Genomic DNA, 19,056 nt, shown 5'->3' on the forward strand with positions numbered 1-19,056 from the left:
TACAATCGGACCGCGAGCGATCGGTTTTGGCCCAGGACCGGCGTCGCAAGCCGGAAACGTCCGTCCTGAACAGTGGTGAGGCGGCCCGCGGTAACTACAATGGGAGGTTGCTTCTCCTTTTCCGCCCGATCTCGGCGATCCCCGAGTTTTGTACGCCGGCGACCAGCCGTGGTGGCTGTTTGCCGCGAAAGTCGACCATGGCCATGAATCTCGACGCCGCGATGTTGGAGATGTTTCGCTCCGAAGTCGAGACGCATATGGCGGCGCTCAGCGAAGGCTTATTGGCGCTCGAAAAGCAGCCGCGGCGGAGCGAGTTGTTCGAACCCATGATGCGCGCGGCCCATTCCATCAAAGGGGCGGCGAAGATCGTCGGCCTGCCGGCCGCGGTACAGGTAGCGCACGCGATCGAGGATTGTTTCGTCGCGGTGCGCGAGAACCGCGTTGCCATGAGCAGCGGTTTGGTCGACGTACTGCTGGCCGGAGTTGACTTGCTGGGTCGCGCCGCGGACGTCGACGACGCGGGGCAAGTGTCGCTGGCGGAAGGCGATCCGCAGATTCTGCAAGCCGTTTCACGCATCGCCACGGCGATGCGTGAGAATGCCGCGGGCGCGCAGGACAATCAAATACAGCAATTGACGTTACGGGCGCCTGCGCAATTGACGGGATCCTGGGCCGCGTCACAACGCGATCGCATTGTCGCGGCGCTCGCTGCAGGTGGAACTCCGGCGCAATTTGATCTCAGCGACGTAGAGACCATCGACGCGGCCGCCATTGGTTTTCTGGCCCTCGCATCCGGATCAACTCAAGCGCGCGAGTCAACCAAGTTCACGACTTTTGGAGCGCGCCGCGAACTTGCACAATTGCTCCGCGCCGCGGGATTGAGCCTCGCGCCCCATTCTGCGCCGGGAGGGGCCTAACGCATGGCAGGGCGCGCGCCGCAATCGGCGGAGTTCATCGCGGAGGCCAAAGAACACTTGGCCGACGTGTGCGACCATTTGCTGCGCTGCGAACGGGCCACGGGCGACGCCGCACGCGTGACGGTCGAAGGACTGTTGCGGGCCGTGCATTCCGTGAAAGGGGGCGCGGGCTTCTTCGGGTTCAGCATCATCGAAACCATTGCGCATCGGATGGAATCGCTGTTGGAAAGAATGCAAAGCGGAGAGATCGTCCGCGACGGCCAGGCAGTCGACGTATTGCTAGCGGCCACCGACCGCATCGGAGCGCTCCTGGATGACGCCGATCACAGCAACGAGGCGGATATCGCCGCGCTGCTCGCACGGCTGGACGAGATTCAAACCACTCGCGAGCCGATTTTGTCCAGCGATGCGGTGGAATCCGCAACACGCGATCCGGTTGCCGCGAAATCTCAAATCGTCGAATTGGAGCTCGATCTTCTACGTTGTGGCGCAGCCGGCGTATCGCCGCTGGTGTTGTGGGAACGACTCGCTCAGTTAGGCGAGATCGCCGCAGGAAGAATCGCACCTGCGGCAAGAACGCTTGCCGAATGGTCTCCGCAGGATCCGGTCATTTGGGAAGTTCGCCTCAGCACGTCCCTCGACAAGGAAGACTGCTTGCGGCGACTTGATTTGCCGTCGGCAACGGCGGAGCAAGCGCCAACGGAAACCGCACAAGCCACCGGCATTCCTAATTCTGCAGATTCGGAAGTCGCAGCTAAGCCCGCGCTCGATCGCGGTGGTACGATGCGCGTGCCGGTTGGGCTGGCCGATCAGTTGATGAATCTTGCCGGCGAACTCGTGCTGGTACGCAATCAGTCGCGGCAGGTCGCTGAATCGAACCAGCAGCTGCCGGCAGCCGTCATGCAGCGGCTCGATTCCGTGACCCGGGCGTTTCAGGACACAATCCTCCAGACGCGCATGCAGCCAGTCGGCGTGCTGTTCAATAAGTTCCCGCGTTTGGTGCGCGATTTGGCGCGTCAACTTGGCAAGCAGTTGGAACTGCGGATCGAAGGCGCCGAAGTCGAACTCGACAAAACGATCCTCGACGCGATCTCCGATCCGCTGACCCACCTGGTGCGCAACGCTTGCGATCATGGCGTCGAATCGCCTGGCGAACGCATGAAACACGGAAAAGCGGCGGTCGGCCGCGTAACGCTCTCCGCGCATCGCCTGGGCGATGAAATTCGCATCGCCGTTTCGGACGACGGCGCGGGCATTGATAGCGCCGCGGTTCGCAAGCAGGCCATCAAGCAGGGGCACAGGACGGAACAATCGCTCGCACAACTTTCCGGTTCCGACGTGCTGGCGCTGGTGTTGCTGCCGGGACTCTCTACCGCGGAAACTGTCAGCGAGGTCTCCGGGCGCGGCGTCGGGATGGACGTCGTGAAGTCGAACCTGGCGCAGCTCGGCGGGACGATTGAGATTGAATCAGCCCTCGGCCAGGGCACGACGTTCACATTGCGACTGCCGCTCACGCTGGCCATCATTCCCAGCTTGCTCGTGACGGCCGCCGGGCGCCGGTACGCCATTCCGCAAAAGGACCTGGAGGAATTGGTGTACGTCGGCCCGGGTCAGTCGCGCGCCCGTATCGAACGAGGGCCGGAACAGGACTTCGCGCGCCTCCGCGATCGATTGCTGCCGTTGGTGAATCTCGCGCAACTGCTGCGAAAGCTGCAAGGCGATCGCGCTGACGATCAAGTCGATACGACTTCGCCGGACTCGCCGTCGTTGTTCGCGGTGGTCAAATCGGGCGCACGGCGATTTGCCTTGGTGATCGACAGCGTGCTGTCCAGCGAGGAAATTGTCGTCAAGCCAATGCATTCTCGCTTGCGCGGCCTCAAAGTGTTTTCGGGCGCGACGATTCTCGGCGACGGCCATGTCGCGCTGATCTTAGACCCCGCCGGCGTCGCCACAACGGCGCAGCTTCGTTTCGGGAGCGATTCCGCCGCATCGCGACACGACCACTCTGCGGAAAAGCAGGAAACGCAGGCCGTGCTGTTGTTGCGGACCGCGAGCGGTGACAGCTACGGCGTCCCAGTCTTTCAAGTTCGCCGTCTGGCCATGTTGCGACGCGCGGGCTTCGAGCGACTGTCGTCCGGTTGCTTTCTCGCCATCGACGGCAGGCCAACGCGGCTGATTTCAATCGACGGCCGCGACGTTTCCCAAGACGGCGCGGAATTCGCCTTTGCCCTTTTGCCGCGCGACGTAGTTCGCGCGGAAGCCGTCGTAGTGGACGAAGTGCTGGGCACGGAACTCGTCGACCTGCGACGGCTCAGTCCCTTGCCGGACCAACCCCATGCGCTGGGCATCGCGCAACTGCGCGGGCGCACGACGCCCGTGGTCGATCTTTACCGCCTGCTTGGCAACGAACAAATGGAGACGATGTCGGCACGACCCGCGGCGAAGAAGAGAATCCTGTTGGTCGACGATACGCAGTTCTTTCGCGAAGTGGTCGGCGGCTACCTGGAATCCGCTGGCTACGAAGTGGCGAAGGCGGAGCACGGCGCAGCGGCTTTGGAGCGGCTCGCCAGTGAGTCGTTCGACCTCATCGTCTCTGACCTGGAAATGCCCGTGGTGGATGGTTGGACGCTGGCCAAAGAGGTGCGCGGAGGAAGTTCCCAACAACAGCAACTCGCAATGCTGGCCTTGTCTACACTTTCCGCCGAACAGGCCGAAGCGAGCGCCTTGGCGAGCGGTTTCGACGCCTTTCAAGTCAAGCTCGATCGCGCGACGTTGTTGGCGACCGTCGCCTCGCTGCTGGCGAAAAACCGCGTTCAGGGGGTGCAGCGATGAGTCCGTCGATTCCCACTGAAGCGGCCGCCGCGCTGTATTGCACCTATTGGGTAAACCAGCAATGGTTCGGCGTTGATGCACAGTATGTGCGCGAGGTTCACGCGGTTACGGACCTGACCCCTGTGCCTGGCGCGCCCGCAGGAGCGGCGGGCTATGTCAATTTGCGTGGGCAATTGTTCCTGGTACTGGACGCCCGAGTGTTACTGCTTGGCGAAAGGCGAAGCAAGCAGGAAAGCACGCAGCTCGTCGTGTTTCGCGCGACCGCCGGCGAATCATTCGCCCTGTTAGTCGACGTCTTGGCCGACATGCTGTATGTCTCGGGCGATCAAATTGACGCGCCCGACGCCGATCGCCTGAACATCGCGCGCGATGGAGTCACCGTCGGGAGCGCACGCATGGAAGACGGACTTTTGACATTGATCGACCCTCGACAATTGCTGCCGGCAGTGTTTTCCGGCCCAGTGAAGATATAACCGCTTCGAGACAACTGCTTCGCTCAGCGAATTCACCTCCCTTGACTTGAACCACCATGCGCAACATCAGCTTAAAGTCCAAGATCGCGATTCTCGTCAGCGTACTCACCGCGACGGTACTGGCCGTGGCCATCGTCGGCGCCTGGGAACTGCGTCGCAACAACATCCAGATGCGGCAATTGGTGGACCGCAATGGACGGGCCATTGAACTGGCATCGCAGATCCGCGTCGGGCTGCTCGCGGCCGTTCGCAGAGAAAAAAATGCGGTGCTCGCGTCGGATGAGATTGCCGCGGCGAAGTTCGCGATGGATGTCGACAAGAGTGCCGACCAAGTCGAGACGCTCTCCCCGGAACTGGACTCGTTGATCGGCGAGATTGCCGGCGCCGGCGAAGATTTCGCCGTGTTCCGCCGCGAATGGCAAAACCTCCGTACCAATCAAGCGGAGGTCTTGCGACTCGCGGTTCTGAACACGAACTCCAGGGCGTCGCGACTGCTTGCCGAAGATGTCGCCACGCGCATTGAATCGCTGGACCGAATCATGGCGGGCGTCGCACTGCGGGCAATGGCACAGCCCAGCGTCGACGGGACATCGTCGACTGCGTCGGGATCGTCCGATCGGCGCGAGCGTGCGGCGGAGTTGCGGTTAGCGTTCGCCCAGCTTGTCAATCGGCTGTATGCCCACATCAATGCCGACGACGAAGCCGTGATGAATGAATTGGACGGCGAGATTGCGGCGACGCTGGGCAGCATTGACGCTTCGCTCGAAACGCTGCAGGCGTTCGCCGAGGATCGCGACCGGCTGGAGCTTGGCCAAGCGGCGATGGAAGCGCGTGGGTTGCGCCGCGACGTGGCGGAGATTCAGAGCCTGTCACGCCAGAATACGAATGCGAAAGCGGTGAAGTTGACTTCGACGACCTCGGTTACGCAGGTCAACAAATGCGACGCGGCGCTGGCAGCACTTTTGGACAATCTCGGCCGCGCGGCGCAAGCCAAACGGGACACTGCGCAGTCTGCGTTCTATCGCGCCGTCGCGATCACGGCCGGTACCGCGACTCTCGGCATCGCGGTCGCATTGATTCTTGGCCGTCTGATCGCCCGCTCCGTGACGGGACCGGTGGCTCAAGGCGTCGAGGTCGCGCATGCACTCGCGCAAGGAGATTTGACGCGGCGACTTCGAATGACGCAACGCGACGAGATCGGCCAACTGTCCTGCGCGATCGACCAGGCCGCAGAGAACTTCGCCGCCATTGTGGCGGAAATTCATGACGTGGCGGTGAAGATCGGCGGCTCCGCCAGCGAGTTGAGCGCGGTCTCGCATCAACTGCTTTCGCAGAGCGAGGAGATGTCGACGCAGGCCGGTTACGTGGCCGGCGGGACCGAACAGATGACGGCCAACATCAATACGATGGCCGCCGCGGCGGAAGAAATGAGCATGAACGTGGCTTCGATCTCCTCGGCCAGCGAAGAGATCAGCGTCAATGTCGGCGCGATTTCCAGTTCCGCCACGCACACGTCGAGCAACGTCAACGCGGTCGTGGAAGGCATTCAAGACGCGGTGCAATCGTTCGAAACCGTGGCTGGCGACGCCCGGCAAGGCGCGCTGACGACGGCCAAGGCGGTGAATCTCGCCGCCAGCGCGACGAGCACGATGCACACGCTCGACCGCGCCGCCGGTGAAATCAATAAGGTCACCGAGATGATCAAGTTGATCGCCATGCAAACCAACCTGTTGGCCCTCAACGCCACGATCGAGGCCGCCTCGGCCGGAGAGGCCGGCAAAGGCTTTGCCGTCGTCGCCAATGAGATCAAGGAGCTCGCCAATCAGAGCGGTAAAGCGGCGGAAGACATCGCACGAATGATCGAGGGAATTCAGACCAATACCCGCGGCGCCGTGGCAGTCATTCAAGAAGTGGCCGCGACAATTCAGGAAGTCAACACCGCGAACACGCGCATTTCCCAGGCTACCGACGAGCAAACGCAGTTGGCGAACGCCAGCGCGGTAAAGCTCGACGCGGCCGGCAAGGGCGTTGGGCACATCGCGCAATCGATCACGGAAGTCGCCAAGGGCGCGAATGACATGTCGCGCAACGCGAGCGAAGCCGCCAAGGCGGCCAGCGACGTCTCCTACAATGCCAGCGAGGCCGCTCGGGCGGTACGCGATATCGCCAGCAATATTCGCGGCGTCAGCCAGGCCACGCGCGACAACACGGCGAGCGCCCAGCAAGTGAATCAAGCCGCGGGCGGATTGCAAGGCATCGCCGCGAACCTGGAACGCCTGGTAGCCCGCTTTCGTTTGACGTCGGACAAGCGATAGAATGAACGACGTGGCGACCCTTCCCGGCCGGTCGATTTGACATGCCCGAACGCGCGCGAGTCCTGATCGTTGACGATTCGCGGACTTTTCGCGCCGGGCTGGAAGCCGCGCTCACCGGCGAAGAAGGCGTGGCGGTTGCCGGTTCAGTTTTTAACGGCGAAAGGGCGCTGGAATTCATTCGCGCGACGCCGCCAGACCTGGTGACGCTCGACGTCGACATGCCGGGCATGGACGGACTGCAAATCCTTCAGGCAATTCAGCAATTCAATCGCGGGCGACCGGCGTCGGCGGAAGTGGGCGTATTGATGCTGAGCGCCTTCACGCGCCGCGGCGCGGAGATCACCGTCCGCGCGCTGCAGGCCGGGGCGTTCGATTTCGTGACCAAACCGAGCGGCACGTCCCCGGAAGATAGCATCGCCCAACTCAAACGCGAGGTCGTGCCTCGCGTGCGCTTGTTCATGGCGCGTCGCCATCAGCAGGACAGCAAACGACTTTCCTTTGGTATGCCGGTAGCGCAATTGCCAAGTGCCACGGGCGAGCAGCGGCGCAAGCGGAACATTCAGGCGGTGCTGATCGGCTGCTCGACGGGTGGGCCGAAAGCCTTGGCTGCGCTGCTGCCAGAAATTGCCGCTGGACCCGACGCGCCGATCATTGTCGCGCAGCATATGCCGGCCGAATTCACCAAGTCGCTCGCCGAGAGCCTGAGCCGACAGTGCCGCATTCCGGTCGTCGAAGCGATCGATGGCATGGCGATCGAATCCAGGACGACCTACATCGCGCCTGGCGGAAAACACCTGGTGTTGCGCCGCGATTCCCTGGGACTGCTGCGCGCCGGAACTAACGAGCAGCCGCCGGAAAGCGGCTGTCGCCCGTCGGCGAGCGTGTTGTTTCGCTCGGCGGCCGCGGTCCTGGGGGGCAACGCCGTGGCCATCGTCCTCACGGGCATGGGCAACGATGGCGCCGCGGGACTCGGTCCGTTCAAGCGAGCAGGCGGATATGTGATCGCGCAGGACGAGGCGACCAGCGTTGTTTGGGGGATGCCGGGCAGCGCCGTGACGGCAGGCGTCGTCGATGAAGTGTTGTCGCTCACGTCGATCGCCGCCGCAGTGCGCGCACTTTCCGCACCCGGGGGAGCGAGTTGACCATGCGACTCGCTCCGGAAACCTTCGACCGCCTGCGGGTTCGCATTCAAAATCTTTGCGGCCTCGCGATCGGCGCGGATAAGGAATACCTCGTTCGCGATCGGCTTGAGCCCCTCTTGAAGCGCCGCGCTTGGAACACTTTCGAGCAACTCGCGGAACGGCTGGAGCTGGCGCGGGACACCGGGCTTGCCGACGAAGTGGTCGAAGCCATCGTCACGCACGAGACGTCATTTTTCCGCGATCCTCAGGTTTGGGAAGCACTGCGACGGCGCGTGCTGCCGGAGTTGCTCGCGCAAGGCCGTCGCGCGCGCATCTGGAGCGCGGCGACATCCACCGGGCAAGAGGCGTACTCGTTAGCGATGCTGGCGCAAGAAGTCGCCGAGGCCCAACCGGCGCCCGGCGCGATGGCGGAGCGCTGTTCGATCCTGGCCACTGACATCTCTGACCCGGCCATCCAAGTGGGCATGACGGCAGCGTATGAGCCCCGGGAAATCGATCGCGGAGTCTCGGCGGCGCGCAAAAATCGCTTCTTTCACGAATCCGGAAAGCATTGGCGCGCGGATGAATCCCTGCGACGGATGATCGAGTTTCGCCGCTTGAATCTCGCCGCGCCGCTGCCACGCTTCGGCGCGTTCGACTTGATCTGCTGCCGCAATCTCATGATTTACTACAGCGTGGAAACCCGGCGGGCGCTTTGCGAACAGTTTCACGCCTCGCTGGCCGACGGCGGCTGGCTGCTGTTGGGCGCGGCGGAGAATCTCTATGGCATCTCAGATCGATTTGAGTCCGAGATGATTGAGGGCGCGCTGATGTTTCACAAGGCCTGACGGATCGCGGCGACTGGTGCGCGTCGGTCGCTTGAACTACACTGTCGGGCACGCCCCATTCCTCAGCCGATTCGATTCTGGAAGCGAGAGTCCCGCATGCCTCAGCTCAACATCACCGAAAACGGGGACGTGGTGGTTGTTTCTTTTGTCGAGTCCAAAATTCTGGACGAGAGCATGATCCGCCAGATTGGCGAGGAATTCAAGAAGCTGACCACCGAGGCCGCGGCCGAGCGCAAGTTACTCGTGAAGTTCAGCGGCGTGGGCTTTATGTCGTCCTCGATGATCGGCCAGGTCATGCGATTGTCCAAGCAATGCAAGGCCGACAAGGTCGAACTGAAGTTGAGCGATATCGCGCCCGCGATCATGGAAGTGTTCAAACTGACGCGGCTCGACAAGATCCTAGCGATCCACGCGACGGAAGCAGAAGCGATCAAAGCCTTCGGCCCGGCGCGCAAGAGCTGGTTCGGTCGGAGCTGATCTCGGCCCGCATATCACGACTACGCCAGGATATCCTGAATCACGTGCCCATGCACGTCGGTCAGGCGGCGATCGATGCCATTGTGACGGACGGTGAGTCGCTCATGGTCGATGCCCAGCAAGTGGAGCAGCGTAGCGTGGACGTCGTAGCAATACGTCGGCCGGTCGCGATCCGCCGGCATGTAGGACCACTCGTCACTTTCGCCGTAAGTAGCGCCGCCCTGGATGCCGCCGCCGGCGAGCCAATTGGTGAACACGAATGGATTGTGGTCGCGTCCTAGGGAGCCCTGGCTGCACGGCATGCGGCCGAACTCGGTGGTCCAGAGGACGATCGTGTCCTCCAACATGCCGCGTTGTCGCAAGTCCTTGATTAACGCCGCGGCCCCCACGGCGAAGCCCCAGCCCAGCGGTTCATGATCGCGGCGAACATCCTCGTGAGAATCCCAATTGCGGCGCGGGAAGGCGTTGTCGGCGCCCGACCAGACCTGAACGAACCGCACGCCGCGTTCCAGCAGCCGTCGAGCGATCAGACAATTGCGCCCGAAGTACGAGGCCTCTTCGGCGCGGCTCATCTGTTCGGAGATCTGCACCGGCCGATCGTCGATTCCATACATGTCGAGGATGTATTGCGGCTCCTCATTGAGGTGCAAGACGTCCGGCGCACTGAGTTGCATGCGCGCCGCCATCTCGTAGGCTTGAATCCGCGCATCGAGTCGCGAATCACCCGGGCGCGCGGCTTCATGCCGACGATTGAGCCGTTCGAGCAAAGCGCGGCCATCGTTGTCGCTCGCAGCGGTGATGTAACTGCCCGACGGCGGCATCAGATCGGCGATCGGTTCCTTCGCCAAAGGGCGGATCATCATCGCCTGATGTTCCGCCGGCAGAAATCCAGCCGACCAGTTCTTCGGCCCATTGGGCGCAAAGCCGCGCGGGTCGGGCAGCGTCACGTAGGTCGGCAGATTGTCGTTCAGGCTGCCAAGCGCGTAGCTGACCCATGCGCCGACGCTCGGAAAGCCCGTCAGGATAAAACCAGAGGCCTGCATGAACGTCGCCGGACCATGCACGGCCGATTTGGATTTCATCGAGTGGATGAACGCCATCTCGTCGACCACGTCGCCCAGCGGCGAGACGATCTCCGTCAACCACTTGCCGCACTCGCCGTATTGCTTCCACGCAAACGGCGACGCCATCGTGTTCCCGGGCGTCGATTGAAACAGCTTCACTTCCTCGCCGGGATCCCAAGGCTGGCCGTTCCGGGCGATCAACTCCGGCTTATAGTCGAAGGTATCGCACTGGCTCGCCGCGCCGGCCATGTAGAGTTGCACGACGCGCTTGGCCTTCGGCGGATGATGCAGCACGCCGCCCAGCACGCCAGGACGCTCCTCCGCGAGCAGTTTTTCTTGGCCGAGCATCCACGCGAGCGCAACGCCGCCCAGCCCGCCCCCGGAATGCCAAAGAAACTCGCGGCGATTGAAGTGAGTCATACTAGCCCGTAGCGCAAGCGAGGGAGAATTGACGATGCATACCGTTGGAGATGAAGCTCTCAGTTACTTACGACACGAGCAACCGGGAGTTTGATCTCTGGCGGCGCCCGACGTCTACTCTCCCTCGCTTGCGCTACGGGCTAGTGTGACGATTTGACATCTTACGTTCCTTCAATCCACGAACATAAACTCGTTGAGATTCAAAATCGCCCGGCACGCGTTGGCGAGGCCGTGGCGCTCGGCATATTTGGTCAATTCCGACAATTCGGTTGCATCCGGCTCACGGCCGATCGCAAGTTGAAATGCGTAGCGCAGCTGTTCGTTCAAATCCGGTGAACGTTGCGATGCGCGCTGAGCGAAATGCTCCGCCATGCGGACCATGAACTTGTTGTTGAGTTGCGCCAGTACTTGCAACGGCGTGAGCGTCTCATTCCGCTTCTCGACGATCAACGACGGATCGGCGCAATCCAGCGTTTCCATGAACGGGTCCGGCACGCTACGCACGATGAACCGATAGATCGAACGGCGGTGCGACTTGGGATCGTCCGGGTCGTGTTCCTGGTATTTGTATTCCGGGGAGTGATCGTCGCGAAAGGCGAAGGCCTGAAAGCCGGGGCCGTACATCGTCGGATCGAGCTTGCCGGCTACGACGAGGGCCGCATCGTAAACCGCTTCCGCTTCCAAGCGACGACGATTCATCCGCCAGAGGTATTGATTGCCCGCGTCGATCGCCGCGCAAGCTTCATCATGCGCGGACGCCTGCCGATAAACGGCGCTGGTGACGATCAAACGGTGGAGCGCCTTGAGCGATTGCCCACCGTCGCGAAACTCCACGGCCAGCCAGTCGAGCAACTCCGGGTGCGTCGGCTGCGCGCCCATGCGGCCGAAATCGTTGGGCGTATCGACCAGGCCGCGGCCGAAGTGATAGAGCCAAACGCGATTCACGATCGACCGCCACGTGAGCGGATTGCGCGGATCGGCAATCCACTCGGCCAACGCCACGCGGCGCGGGCCCTCGTTCTCAGCGCTCGATACGTCAAATTGCGCAGTCAGTTCGGTCACGCAACTCAACGCGCCCGGGGGCGCTATTTCGAGCGGCGACGCTTCGCTGCCGCGGGCCAGCACGTGAATCGCACGCGGCTTCCCTTGCGTCGGATGGAAATTTCCCTGTGGTTCGAAGTCCGTCGCCGCGGCGAAAACGATTCCGCTTGCTCCGTCGGCCTTCGACTCCAACGGATATGGCCGATCCGCGCGGTCCACGCCGGCGAACACTGCCTGCAGCGCGTAATAGTCTGCCTGCGGGATGGGATCGAACTTGTGATTGTGGCAACGCGCGCACTGGACCGTCGTGCTGACGAACGTGTTCATCGCCGTGGCGACCATGTCGTCGCGATCGAGATTTCGCGTGATCTTCTTGTCGATGATGTCTTCGCCAACCTCGATCTGCCCCACGAAATCAAACGGTCCGGCGGCGATGAACCCCGTGGCGACGACGCCGTCGCGCGTATTCGGATACATCACGTCGCCGGCCAACTGCTCGCGCACAAACTGCGCGTAAGGTTTGTCTTCGTTGAACGCCCGGATGACATAGTCACGATACGGCCAGGCATTGGGCCGCGTCTTGTCCTTGTCGTAGCCGTGCGTATCGCCGTAGTGAACCACGTCCAGCCAATGCCTGGCCCAGCGCTCGCCGTAGTGCGGCGACTCCAACATCCGATCGACCAGCCGCTCGTACGCGTCGGGTGCCGGATCGGCGACGAACGCCGTGACCTCCTCCGGCGACGGCGGCAGGCCGAGCAAGTCATAGCTCAGCCGGCGAATCAAGGCCCGGCGATCCGCTTCCGCCGAGGGACGCAAGCCAAGCTCGCGCTGCTTGGCCCAGACAAATGCATCGATCGGCGTGCGCACCCACGCCGGATCGGCCGCTGGCACGGGCGGGCGGACGGGCGGCGACGTCGACCACCATTTCGAACCGGCAAATCGCTGGTCTGTCAGCCGCACATCGTCCGGCCAGAGTGCGCCGTTGCGAATCCAGCCGCGGAGCGCCTCCACCTCATCCGGCAACAGCGGTTCCCCCTGCTTGGGCATCAGCGGCTTGTCTCCAGTGACGTAGCCGATCAAAACGCTGCCGTCGACTTCTCCCGGCACGACGGCCGGGCCGCTATCGCCTCCGGTCCGCAGGCCGCTGGCGGAGGTTAAGTCCAATCCCCCCTTCGCGTCCGGCGACTGATGGCAGCTTACGCAGCGGCGCTCGAACACTTGGCGCACGGAATCGGGCAATTCACCCTCGCCACGCGCAGGCGCGGCGAAGCAGACGATGCCAACAGCGGTGAGCCAACGGGCGAACAAGGCGGATCACACGGCGAGAACAGGACGGCGGCCAATGGAAGGCGGGATCCTCATTGTAATTGAGCGCGACACCCGTTCGCCATATGCCCAAGAATTCGCGAGTCAGAGCCCGAACGAGGGCGTCGCAAAGTCGCCCGCCAACTTCCCGCAAGTCTTACGACCGTTTCTACCGATACCGTTTACTGTCACCGGTTGTGAGTCGTCATCACGACGGGCTCACAGAAAAAAGGGGGGCCTTTTTTCACTTTGCCGGCCTGAACACCAAAGATTCTTGGTAGGTCGGCTTGGCCGAATTCACCGTGACGCTTCGATTCGGTCATCGCACGTTCCGGAACGCCTTCCGGTACAGCCGTTTTGCCCAGCAGGTTCGGGGGAACCCTTGGAGCGCCGCTTCGTTCGGCACCCTGTCGTCAACTCAACTTTGACGCGGCGCGTCTGAAGGAGATTCCCAGGAGGGCACGGTCCGGTGCGGTCCAGCGAAAGCTGTGGCCCGCCGGGCCGTTTTTTTTCCACCCGGCCGGTAAAAGCGAACACCCGCGCCGGGATGTGTTCCGCGGCACGGGTGTTTGAGTTTCTGGATCAATCGAACATCCGGCACGATCTACCAGCGGCCGTGGCCATGTCCGCCATGCCCGCCATGGCCGTGACCGTGATGATGGTGGTGATACACCGGCGGCGGCAGGCAGTACGACGGCGGTGCGCCGTAAGGCGTGGCGTAAACCTGCACGCTGGGCCGGTAGTTCAGCCCCACGAACCCGCGGCCGCGATACGCGCCGTAGCCCGGAGCGCCGTACCCGTAACCTCCATAGCCACCGCCATAGCTGCTGGCGCCGAAGCTGGCCTGCGGGCCGTTGACATAGAACCCCCAGTTTTGCGCCGAGCTTGGCGAAGCCGCGGCCAGGACCGCCATCAGCACCACGGGAACGGCGACGAATCGGACCAAGCGTTTCATGACCTTGTTGCTCCTCGACACAAGTTTTCTTCCAGCGGCGTGAATTGCCTGACGCACATCCGGTGCGGCCGGCGCCTCGTAACGGGCTGTCCCACCCCACTAAAGCTGACTCACGCTCACTGGCGGATAGACGATGTTGGATCTTGAATGCAAGTGCAATGCCAATCGAAGCTGGAGTGGGCGAAGTCGGAATCAAGCCCAGATTTTGGCCGATTTTCACTCAAGTCCGCGAAGCTGACTCAATTAAGACGGCGAATTCGCGCCGCAAAACAGCGACAGGCGTTATCACTCTGAGCACACCGGGTGGGTGAAATCGTCGATCGGTTCAGGTATGCTTTCTAGGCAACTTGGACTTGATGGCGTGCCCCCTGAATTGCGAGGCGTGAAATGCGGCGATCGATGCTTGCGGCGGTTCTGATTGGCTTGGCGATTTCCTCGGCCGATGGCGCCGAATGGAAGCCGGCGAAGGGACCGCTGATGACCCGTTGGGCGGCGGACGTGTCGCCAGCTAAGGTACTTCCGGAGTATCCGCGCCCCACGCTTGTGCGCGACGCCTGGAAAAACCTGAACGGCCTCTGGGAGTACGCCGTTACGGACATCAAGTCGGCCCAAGTCCCCGCGAAGTTCGAAGGGGAAATTCTGGTCCCGTTTCCGATTGAGTCGGCCCTGTCAGGCGTGATGCGCCGCGTCAGCGATCAAGAGCGACTCTGGTATCGCCGGTCGTTCGATGTGCCGAGCGATTGGCGTCAGGGACGGGTGCTGTTGCACTTCGGCGCCGTCGATTGGGAGACCACAGTCAATGTAAACGGCAAAGCGCTGGAAACGCACCGCGGCGGCTTCGACAACTTTTCCTTCGACATCACCGACGCCCTCGTCGGGGGCGCCGAGCAGGAACTAGTCGTCAGCGTGACCGATCCCACCAGTTCGGGCACGCAACCGCGCGGCAAGCAAGTCAATAACCCGGAAAGCATCTACTACACGCCGACCACGGGCATCTGGCAGACCGTTTGGCTGGAACCCGTCGCGGTGACCTCGATCGCCGCATTGCGAATCACGCCGAATGTCGACACAAAGTCCGTCAAAATTGAGCCGGTGATCGCCGGCGACGCCAACGGCGTGCCTCTGATTGTCACCGCGCACGACGGCGACACCGAGGTGGCTGGCGGCTACGCCCCCGCGGGCGAGACGATCGACCTCACCTTCGACCAGCCGAAACTTTGGTCACCGGACTCGCCGCATCTCTACAACCTGCGCGTGCGGTTGGAACGCGATGGCAAGACCATTGATTCCGCCACCAGTTACTGCGCACTGCGCAAGATTGAGCTCATCAAGGACGCGGCCGGGGTGAATCGCATTGCGCTCAACGGCGAGCAGATCTTTCAGGTCGGCCCGTTGGATCAAGGCTTCTGGCCGGACGGGCTGTTCACCGCGCCGACCGACGAGGCCCTGAAATTCGATCTCGACGAGACAATCCGACTCGGTTTCAACATGACGCGCAAGCACGTCAAGGTCGAGCCGGAACGCTGGTACTACTGGTGCGACAAGTTGGGCCTGCTGGTCTGGCAAGATATGCCGAGCGGCGACCAGGCGATCGGCCCCAATGGTGGCGAGATCACGCGCACAAAGGCATCGGCCGCCCAATACGAGCTCGAGCTCGCCGAGATGCTCCGCGAGCGGCACAATCACCCGTCGATTATCACCTGGGTCGTTTTCAACGAAGGCTGGGGACAATTCGACACGGTGCGCGTCACCAACGAAACCAAGCAGCGCGATCCTTCGCGGCTCGTCGACTGCGCCAGCGGCTGGAACGATTTCCCGGCCGGCGACCTGGTTGATGTTCACGTCTATCCCGGTCCCGGCGCGCCGCCGTTGGATGAAAAGCGCGCTACCGTGCTCGGCGAATTCGGCGGCCTAGGTCTCGGCGTGGACGGTCATACATGGACCGACAAGACTTGGGGCTATCGCGGCGCCGCCAGCCAGGACGATCTGACGGTGCGCTACGAAACGATGCTCCGCGCCAGTTGGAAATTGCTCCGCGACTCAGGTTTGAACGCCGTGGTCTACACGCAGATTACCGACGTCGAAACCGAGGCCAACGGGCTCTATACCTACGATCGCGCGGTGCTCAAGGTCAACGCCGACCGCATCCGCGCGGCAAATCTCGGCCAATTGCCGGACCTCGTCGATCTGGTTAAGAGTTCCCAGCAAGAGGAGCACATCTGGCGCTACACGTTCACGAAGCCGGCCGAGGATTGGTTCGCCGAGAAGTTCAACGACAAAACCTGGCAACAAGGCCCCGCCGGGTTCGGCACAGAAGGCACTCCCGGCGCCGCAGTCCGCACGACGTGGAGCGGAGAATCGATCTGGTTGCGCCGCGAAGTCGAACTCGACGCCGCGCCGACGAACCAGGTATTCCTCTATGTTCACCATGACGAAGACTGCGAAGTCTATCTCAACGGCATCCTGGCCGCGAAACTCGACGGCTACTCAGTCGACTACGAAGCCGTGCCGATCTCCCCGGAAGCCCAGGCAACACTCCGCGCCGGCCAGAACACCATCGCGGTCCACTGCAGCCAAACCGGCGGCGGGCAGTACATCGACGTTGGGTTGTTGGAGTCGGAACCACAGAAATAATTGTTCACGGATATTCATCGATGCCCCTCGAAATCCTCACGCTCACCAACGCCGGCGCCAGCGCCCAAATCCTCCCCGAGTTCGGCCTCAACTGTTTCTCGTGGCGGCCAGTCGTCAACGGCGCTACGTTCGACGCGCTTTGGGCCGTGCCGGAGTTCGCGTCCGGCGAGGGGAAACCGTCGCACTCCGGCATTCCGATTCTCTTTCCTTTTCCGGGACGCATTCGCGACAGCGCGTACGAGTTCGGCGGGAAGCGGTACACGCTCACCGCGTCGGGCATGAACTCCGGGAACGCCATTCACGGCTTCGTGATGAATCGCCCGTGGGAAGTCGTCGACCAGAACGCGTCGCGCGTCGTGGCGCGGTTTCACGCCAGCAAAGTCGAACCCAAGATTCTCGAAGAATGGCCGGCCGATTTCGAACTGACGGCCGAATACGCGCTGACTGCCTCGACGCTGTCGTTCACTCTGACGGTGCGCAACCCGGATACACGGCCGCTGCCTTGGGGCCTTGGCTTGCATCCGTACTTTCGCGTGCCGCTCGGGTCCAGCGGCGCGGCGGCCGATTGCCAGTTGGAAGTGCCCGCCAGTAAACGCTGGGAATTGGTCAGCGTGCTGCCGACCGGCAAGCAGTTCGATGTTTCCGGTGCATTCGACTTGCGCACTGCCCGAGCCATCACCGACCAGGGTTACGACGACGTCTATGGTGGACTACAAGCTGACGGCCAACAACACGCCTGCGCCGTGATCGATCCCGCGAACGGGCGGCGGATCAACATCACTTTCGGCCCCGAATACCGCACCGTCGTGGTCTGCACGCCGCCGCACCGCGAGGCGGTTTGCATTGAGCCGTATACCTGCGTGCCGGACTTGTTCTGGCTCAACGAACAAGGCCACGACGTTGGCCTGCAGGTTCTCGCGCCTGGGGCGTCGTTTACGACTCGCGTCGAGTTCTCCGCGCAATGGGCGCTTGGAGAGGCCGCCTCTACTAGCCCGACGCGCAAGCGAGGGGGAGTTGACGTAGGCCTTGAGTAGACGCGGTACTCGAACACATCGTCCGGTCCCCCTCGCTGGCGCGTCGGGCTAGTGTGGTCACATCGCTCAGCGTGTACTGCTGTGGCATGGTCTCCCGACCGTGCCACGGCGGACTTGCTGATCTGCAAAACTGGGAGACCTTCGGTCGGCCCGGTGGCACGGTCGGGAGACCGTGCCACAACAGCGGCGGCAGGTGTTTCGGGCCGTGTCTGCGTATCCGCACTTCGGCGGCGTGCGGTGGTGGTGGGAATGCCCGGGGAAGCCGGCGGATCGTTGGGATATTGCGGAGCATCGCGAACTGTGCGGGCGACGTGCGCGGCTGTTGTATTTACGCAAAGGTCGCTGGGCTTGCGGGGTTTGTCATCGGTTGACGTATTTAAGCGCTTGGGGGAGAGAGAAGAAGCCGAAAGGCCGGGGTATGAGTTCTGATGAAGGTTTGTCGGGGAGCGTGGGGCGCGCGCGGGAGTGGTTGGAACGGAGAAGGAACGGGGAGGGGTGATGGGGGGAGTTTTCAGTTTTCAGTTTTCAGTTTTCAGTTTTCAGTTTTCAGTGGGAGGAGGACTTGAAACGTTGCGAGCTTGATTTGATTTTGCGGTGGGGAGTGGCGGAAGGCAACGGCTTGGTTTTGACCGCGCCGAGCAGGAGGGTTGTGGTTTAATTTGGTTTGAACCACGGAGGGCACGGAGGACACGGAGAGGTGGGGAGGAGAGAGAGGAACCGCGAAATACGCGAATGGGCGCGAAAGGAGGAGGGAGTCCGCGGAAGGACACGGAAAAGGGAGGGGAGGCGGTTTTTGAAACGCGGAGGCGCAGTGCGCGGAGGGAGAGGGGTTAACCACGAACGGCACGAAAGGCACGAAAAGGGGAGGAGAGGGGAAGAGGAGTAAAGGAGTAGAGGAGTAGAGGAGGTTGTTTTTGGGGAGGTTTGGTTTGTGATTTGAGGTGATTTGGACTGCGTCGCGTGTTTTGGCGGACCCAGGGAAGGCCTCCGATGACTTTTCTATCGGCACGAGTCGTTGGGGGCCTTCCCTGGGCTTAACGGGTGGCGCGATCTACTACTGGTCCGCCCCCTCCGCCGCGCGCTCCAGGTTGAGGGCCAGTAGGCGTTCCAGCAACTGCTCGTCGCTTAGTGCGGGGTCCCAGCCGTAGGCGGCGAAGACGGCTTCGTCCAGGCGGCGGTGGGCGAGCGCTAGCCAAGTTGGGCGTTCGTTGTAGAGATTCGTCAAGGTGCGCCGCGCCAGTTGCCGGGCGCTGTCCTCATCTTTCGGCACGACGCGCGGGTATTTCACCTGGCCGATGCCGCGCGCGTCCGGCTTCTGGACGTAGCGCGCCCAAGGGCCGTCGACTGATCCGGGGAACTCCAACACCTCGGTGCGCGTCCACTCCGGCGGATTGAGCCAGTTGCACCGCAGCCGATCCAACTCCGCCGCTGCGGCAGCGATTTCTTTCTCCTGTGACTTTGTTGGCTCGGGGAAGGGGAAGGTTTCGAAACAGGTGGTGGGGGTGTAGCGGTCGCCGCTTTCTTTTTCTCGGAGTTGTGTGCCCTGCGTATGCGCCCATACCAAATGAATGCGCGAATGCAGATAACCGAGAAGCGCATCGTCTTCTCTTGCGAACGCAA

The 19,056-nt window shown here is 62.4% G+C and carries 13 protein-coding genes; 9 read left to right on the forward strand and 4 right to left on the reverse strand.

The genetic code is table 11. The features are described from left to right. Positions 1-197: 197 nt before the first annotated feature. The 7 genes from SGJ19_15085 (at position 198) to SGJ19_15115 (ending at position 8,983) form a co-directional block, all read left to right on the forward strand. Positions 198-917: an Hpt domain-containing protein gene (locus SGJ19_15085; protein ID MDZ4781573.1), complete on the forward strand. Its 720-nt coding sequence runs from the start codon at positions 198-200 to the stop codon at positions 915-917. A 3-nt stretch (positions 918-920) separates the two neighbouring features. Then, positions 921-3,749: a chemotaxis protein CheW gene (locus tag SGJ19_15090; protein ID MDZ4781574.1), complete on the forward strand. Its 2,829-nt coding sequence runs from the start codon at positions 921-923 to the stop codon at positions 3,747-3,749. Next, positions 3,746-4,222, forward strand: a complete 477-nt coding sequence (locus SGJ19_15095; protein MDZ4781575.1) for a chemotaxis protein CheW — start codon at positions 3,746-3,748, stop codon at positions 4,220-4,222. Before SGJ19_15090 ends, SGJ19_15095 begins: the two co-directional genes overlap by 4 nt. A 56-nt stretch (positions 4,223-4,278) precedes the next feature. Next, positions 4,279-6,537 (forward strand): methyl-accepting chemotaxis protein, encoded by a 2,259-nt coding sequence (locus SGJ19_15100; protein MDZ4781576.1) that lies wholly within the window; start codon positions 4,279-4,281, stop codon positions 6,535-6,537. A gap of 41 nt (positions 6,538-6,578) precedes the next feature. After that, positions 6,579-7,679, forward strand: a complete 1,101-nt coding sequence (cheB, locus tag SGJ19_15105; protein MDZ4781577.1) for a chemotaxis-specific protein-glutamate methyltransferase CheB — start codon at positions 6,579-6,581, stop codon at positions 7,677-7,679. Positions 7,680-7,681: 2 nt separating this feature from the next. Continuing rightward, positions 7,682-8,506 carry a protein-glutamate O-methyltransferase CheR gene (locus tag SGJ19_15110; GenBank protein MDZ4781578.1) on the forward strand — a complete coding sequence of 275 codons (825 nt, stop codon included), beginning with the start codon at positions 7,682-7,684 and terminating at the stop codon, positions 8,504-8,506. 96 nt (positions 8,507-8,602) lie between these two features. Beyond that, positions 8,603-8,983 (forward strand): STAS domain-containing protein, encoded by a 381-nt coding sequence (locus SGJ19_15115; protein ID MDZ4781579.1) that lies wholly within the window; start codon positions 8,603-8,605, stop codon positions 8,981-8,983. 20 nt (positions 8,984-9,003) lie between these two features. Here the strand turns inward: SGJ19_15115 and SGJ19_15120 are convergent, their stop codons facing one another. The 3 genes from SGJ19_15120 to SGJ19_15130 form a co-directional block, all read right to left on the reverse strand. Beyond that, the gene (locus tag SGJ19_15120) at positions 9,004-10,467 is read right to left on the reverse strand and encodes a DUF1501 domain-containing protein (protein MDZ4781580.1); all 1,464 of its coding nucleotides are present in this window, start codon (positions 10,465-10,467) and stop codon (positions 9,004-9,006) included. A 171-nt stretch (positions 10,468-10,638) separates the two neighbouring features. Continuing rightward, complete coding sequence (locus tag SGJ19_15125) at positions 10,639-12,816, reverse strand: PSD1 and planctomycete cytochrome C domain-containing protein (GenBank protein ID MDZ4781581.1); 2,178 nt, start codon at positions 12,814-12,816, stop codon at positions 10,639-10,641. 601 nt (positions 12,817-13,417) lie between these two features. Continuing rightward, complete coding sequence (locus SGJ19_15130) at positions 13,418-13,768, reverse strand: hypothetical protein (GenBank protein ID MDZ4781582.1); 351 nt, start codon at positions 13,766-13,768, stop codon at positions 13,418-13,420. Between the two features lie 387 nt (positions 13,769-14,155). Between SGJ19_15130 and SGJ19_15135 the strand changes: the two genes are divergently transcribed. Together SGJ19_15135 and SGJ19_15140 are read left to right on the forward strand one after the other, a co-directional pair. Then, positions 14,156-16,402 (forward strand): glycoside hydrolase family 2 TIM barrel-domain containing protein, encoded by a 2,247-nt coding sequence (locus tag SGJ19_15135; GenBank protein ID MDZ4781583.1) that lies wholly within the window; start codon positions 14,156-14,158, stop codon positions 16,400-16,402. Between the two features lie 20 nt (positions 16,403-16,422). Continuing rightward, positions 16,423-17,436 (forward strand): aldose 1-epimerase, encoded by a 1,014-nt coding sequence (locus SGJ19_15140; GenBank protein ID MDZ4781584.1) that lies wholly within the window; start codon positions 16,423-16,425, stop codon positions 17,434-17,436. 1,054 nt (positions 17,437-18,490) lie between these two features. Here SGJ19_15140 and SGJ19_15145 read toward each other — a convergent pair. After that, the coding region (locus tag SGJ19_15145) for a hypothetical protein (protein MDZ4781585.1) at positions 18,491-19,056 on the reverse strand (566 nt) is incomplete at its 5' end.

The organism is Planctomycetia bacterium (assembly GCA_034440135.1).
Taxonomy (GTDB): domain Bacteria; phylum Planctomycetota; class Planctomycetia; order Pirellulales; family JALHLM01; genus JALHLM01.

Excerpts from the sequence above, each read along its gene's own strand:
- SGJ19_15085 (MDZ4781573.1), top strand. The coding sequence starts at position 198 with ATGGCCATGAATCTCGACGCCGCGATGTTGGAGATGTTTCGCTCCGAA.
- SGJ19_15090 (MDZ4781574.1), top strand. The coding sequence starts at position 921 with ATGGCAGGGCGCGCGCCGCAATCGGCGGAGTTCATCGCGGAGGCCAAA.
- SGJ19_15095 (MDZ4781575.1), top strand. The coding sequence starts at position 3,746 with ATGAGTCCGTCGATTCCCACTGAAGCGGCCGCCGCGCTGTATTGCACC.
- SGJ19_15100 (MDZ4781576.1), top strand. The coding sequence starts at position 4,279 with ATGCGCAACATCAGCTTAAAGTCCAAGATCGCGATTCTCGTCAGCGTA.
- cheB (MDZ4781577.1), top strand. The coding sequence starts at position 6,579 with ATGCCCGAACGCGCGCGAGTCCTGATCGTTGACGATTCGCGGACTTTT.
- SGJ19_15110 (MDZ4781578.1), top strand. The coding sequence starts at position 7,682 with ATGCGACTCGCTCCGGAAACCTTCGACCGCCTGCGGGTTCGCATTCAA.
- SGJ19_15115 (MDZ4781579.1), top strand. The coding sequence starts at position 8,603 with ATGCCTCAGCTCAACATCACCGAAAACGGGGACGTGGTGGTTGTTTCT.
- SGJ19_15120 (MDZ4781580.1), bottom strand. The coding sequence starts at position 10,467 with ATGACTCACTTCAATCGCCGCGAGTTTCTTTGGCATTCCGGGGGCGGG.
- SGJ19_15130 (MDZ4781582.1), bottom strand. The coding sequence starts at position 13,768 with ATGAAACGCTTGGTCCGATTCGTCGCCGTTCCCGTGGTGCTGATGGCG.
- SGJ19_15135 (MDZ4781583.1), top strand. The coding sequence starts at position 14,156 with ATGCGGCGATCGATGCTTGCGGCGGTTCTGATTGGCTTGGCGATTTCC.
- SGJ19_15140 (MDZ4781584.1), top strand. The coding sequence starts at position 16,423 with ATGCCCCTCGAAATCCTCACGCTCACCAACGCCGGCGCCAGCGCCCAA.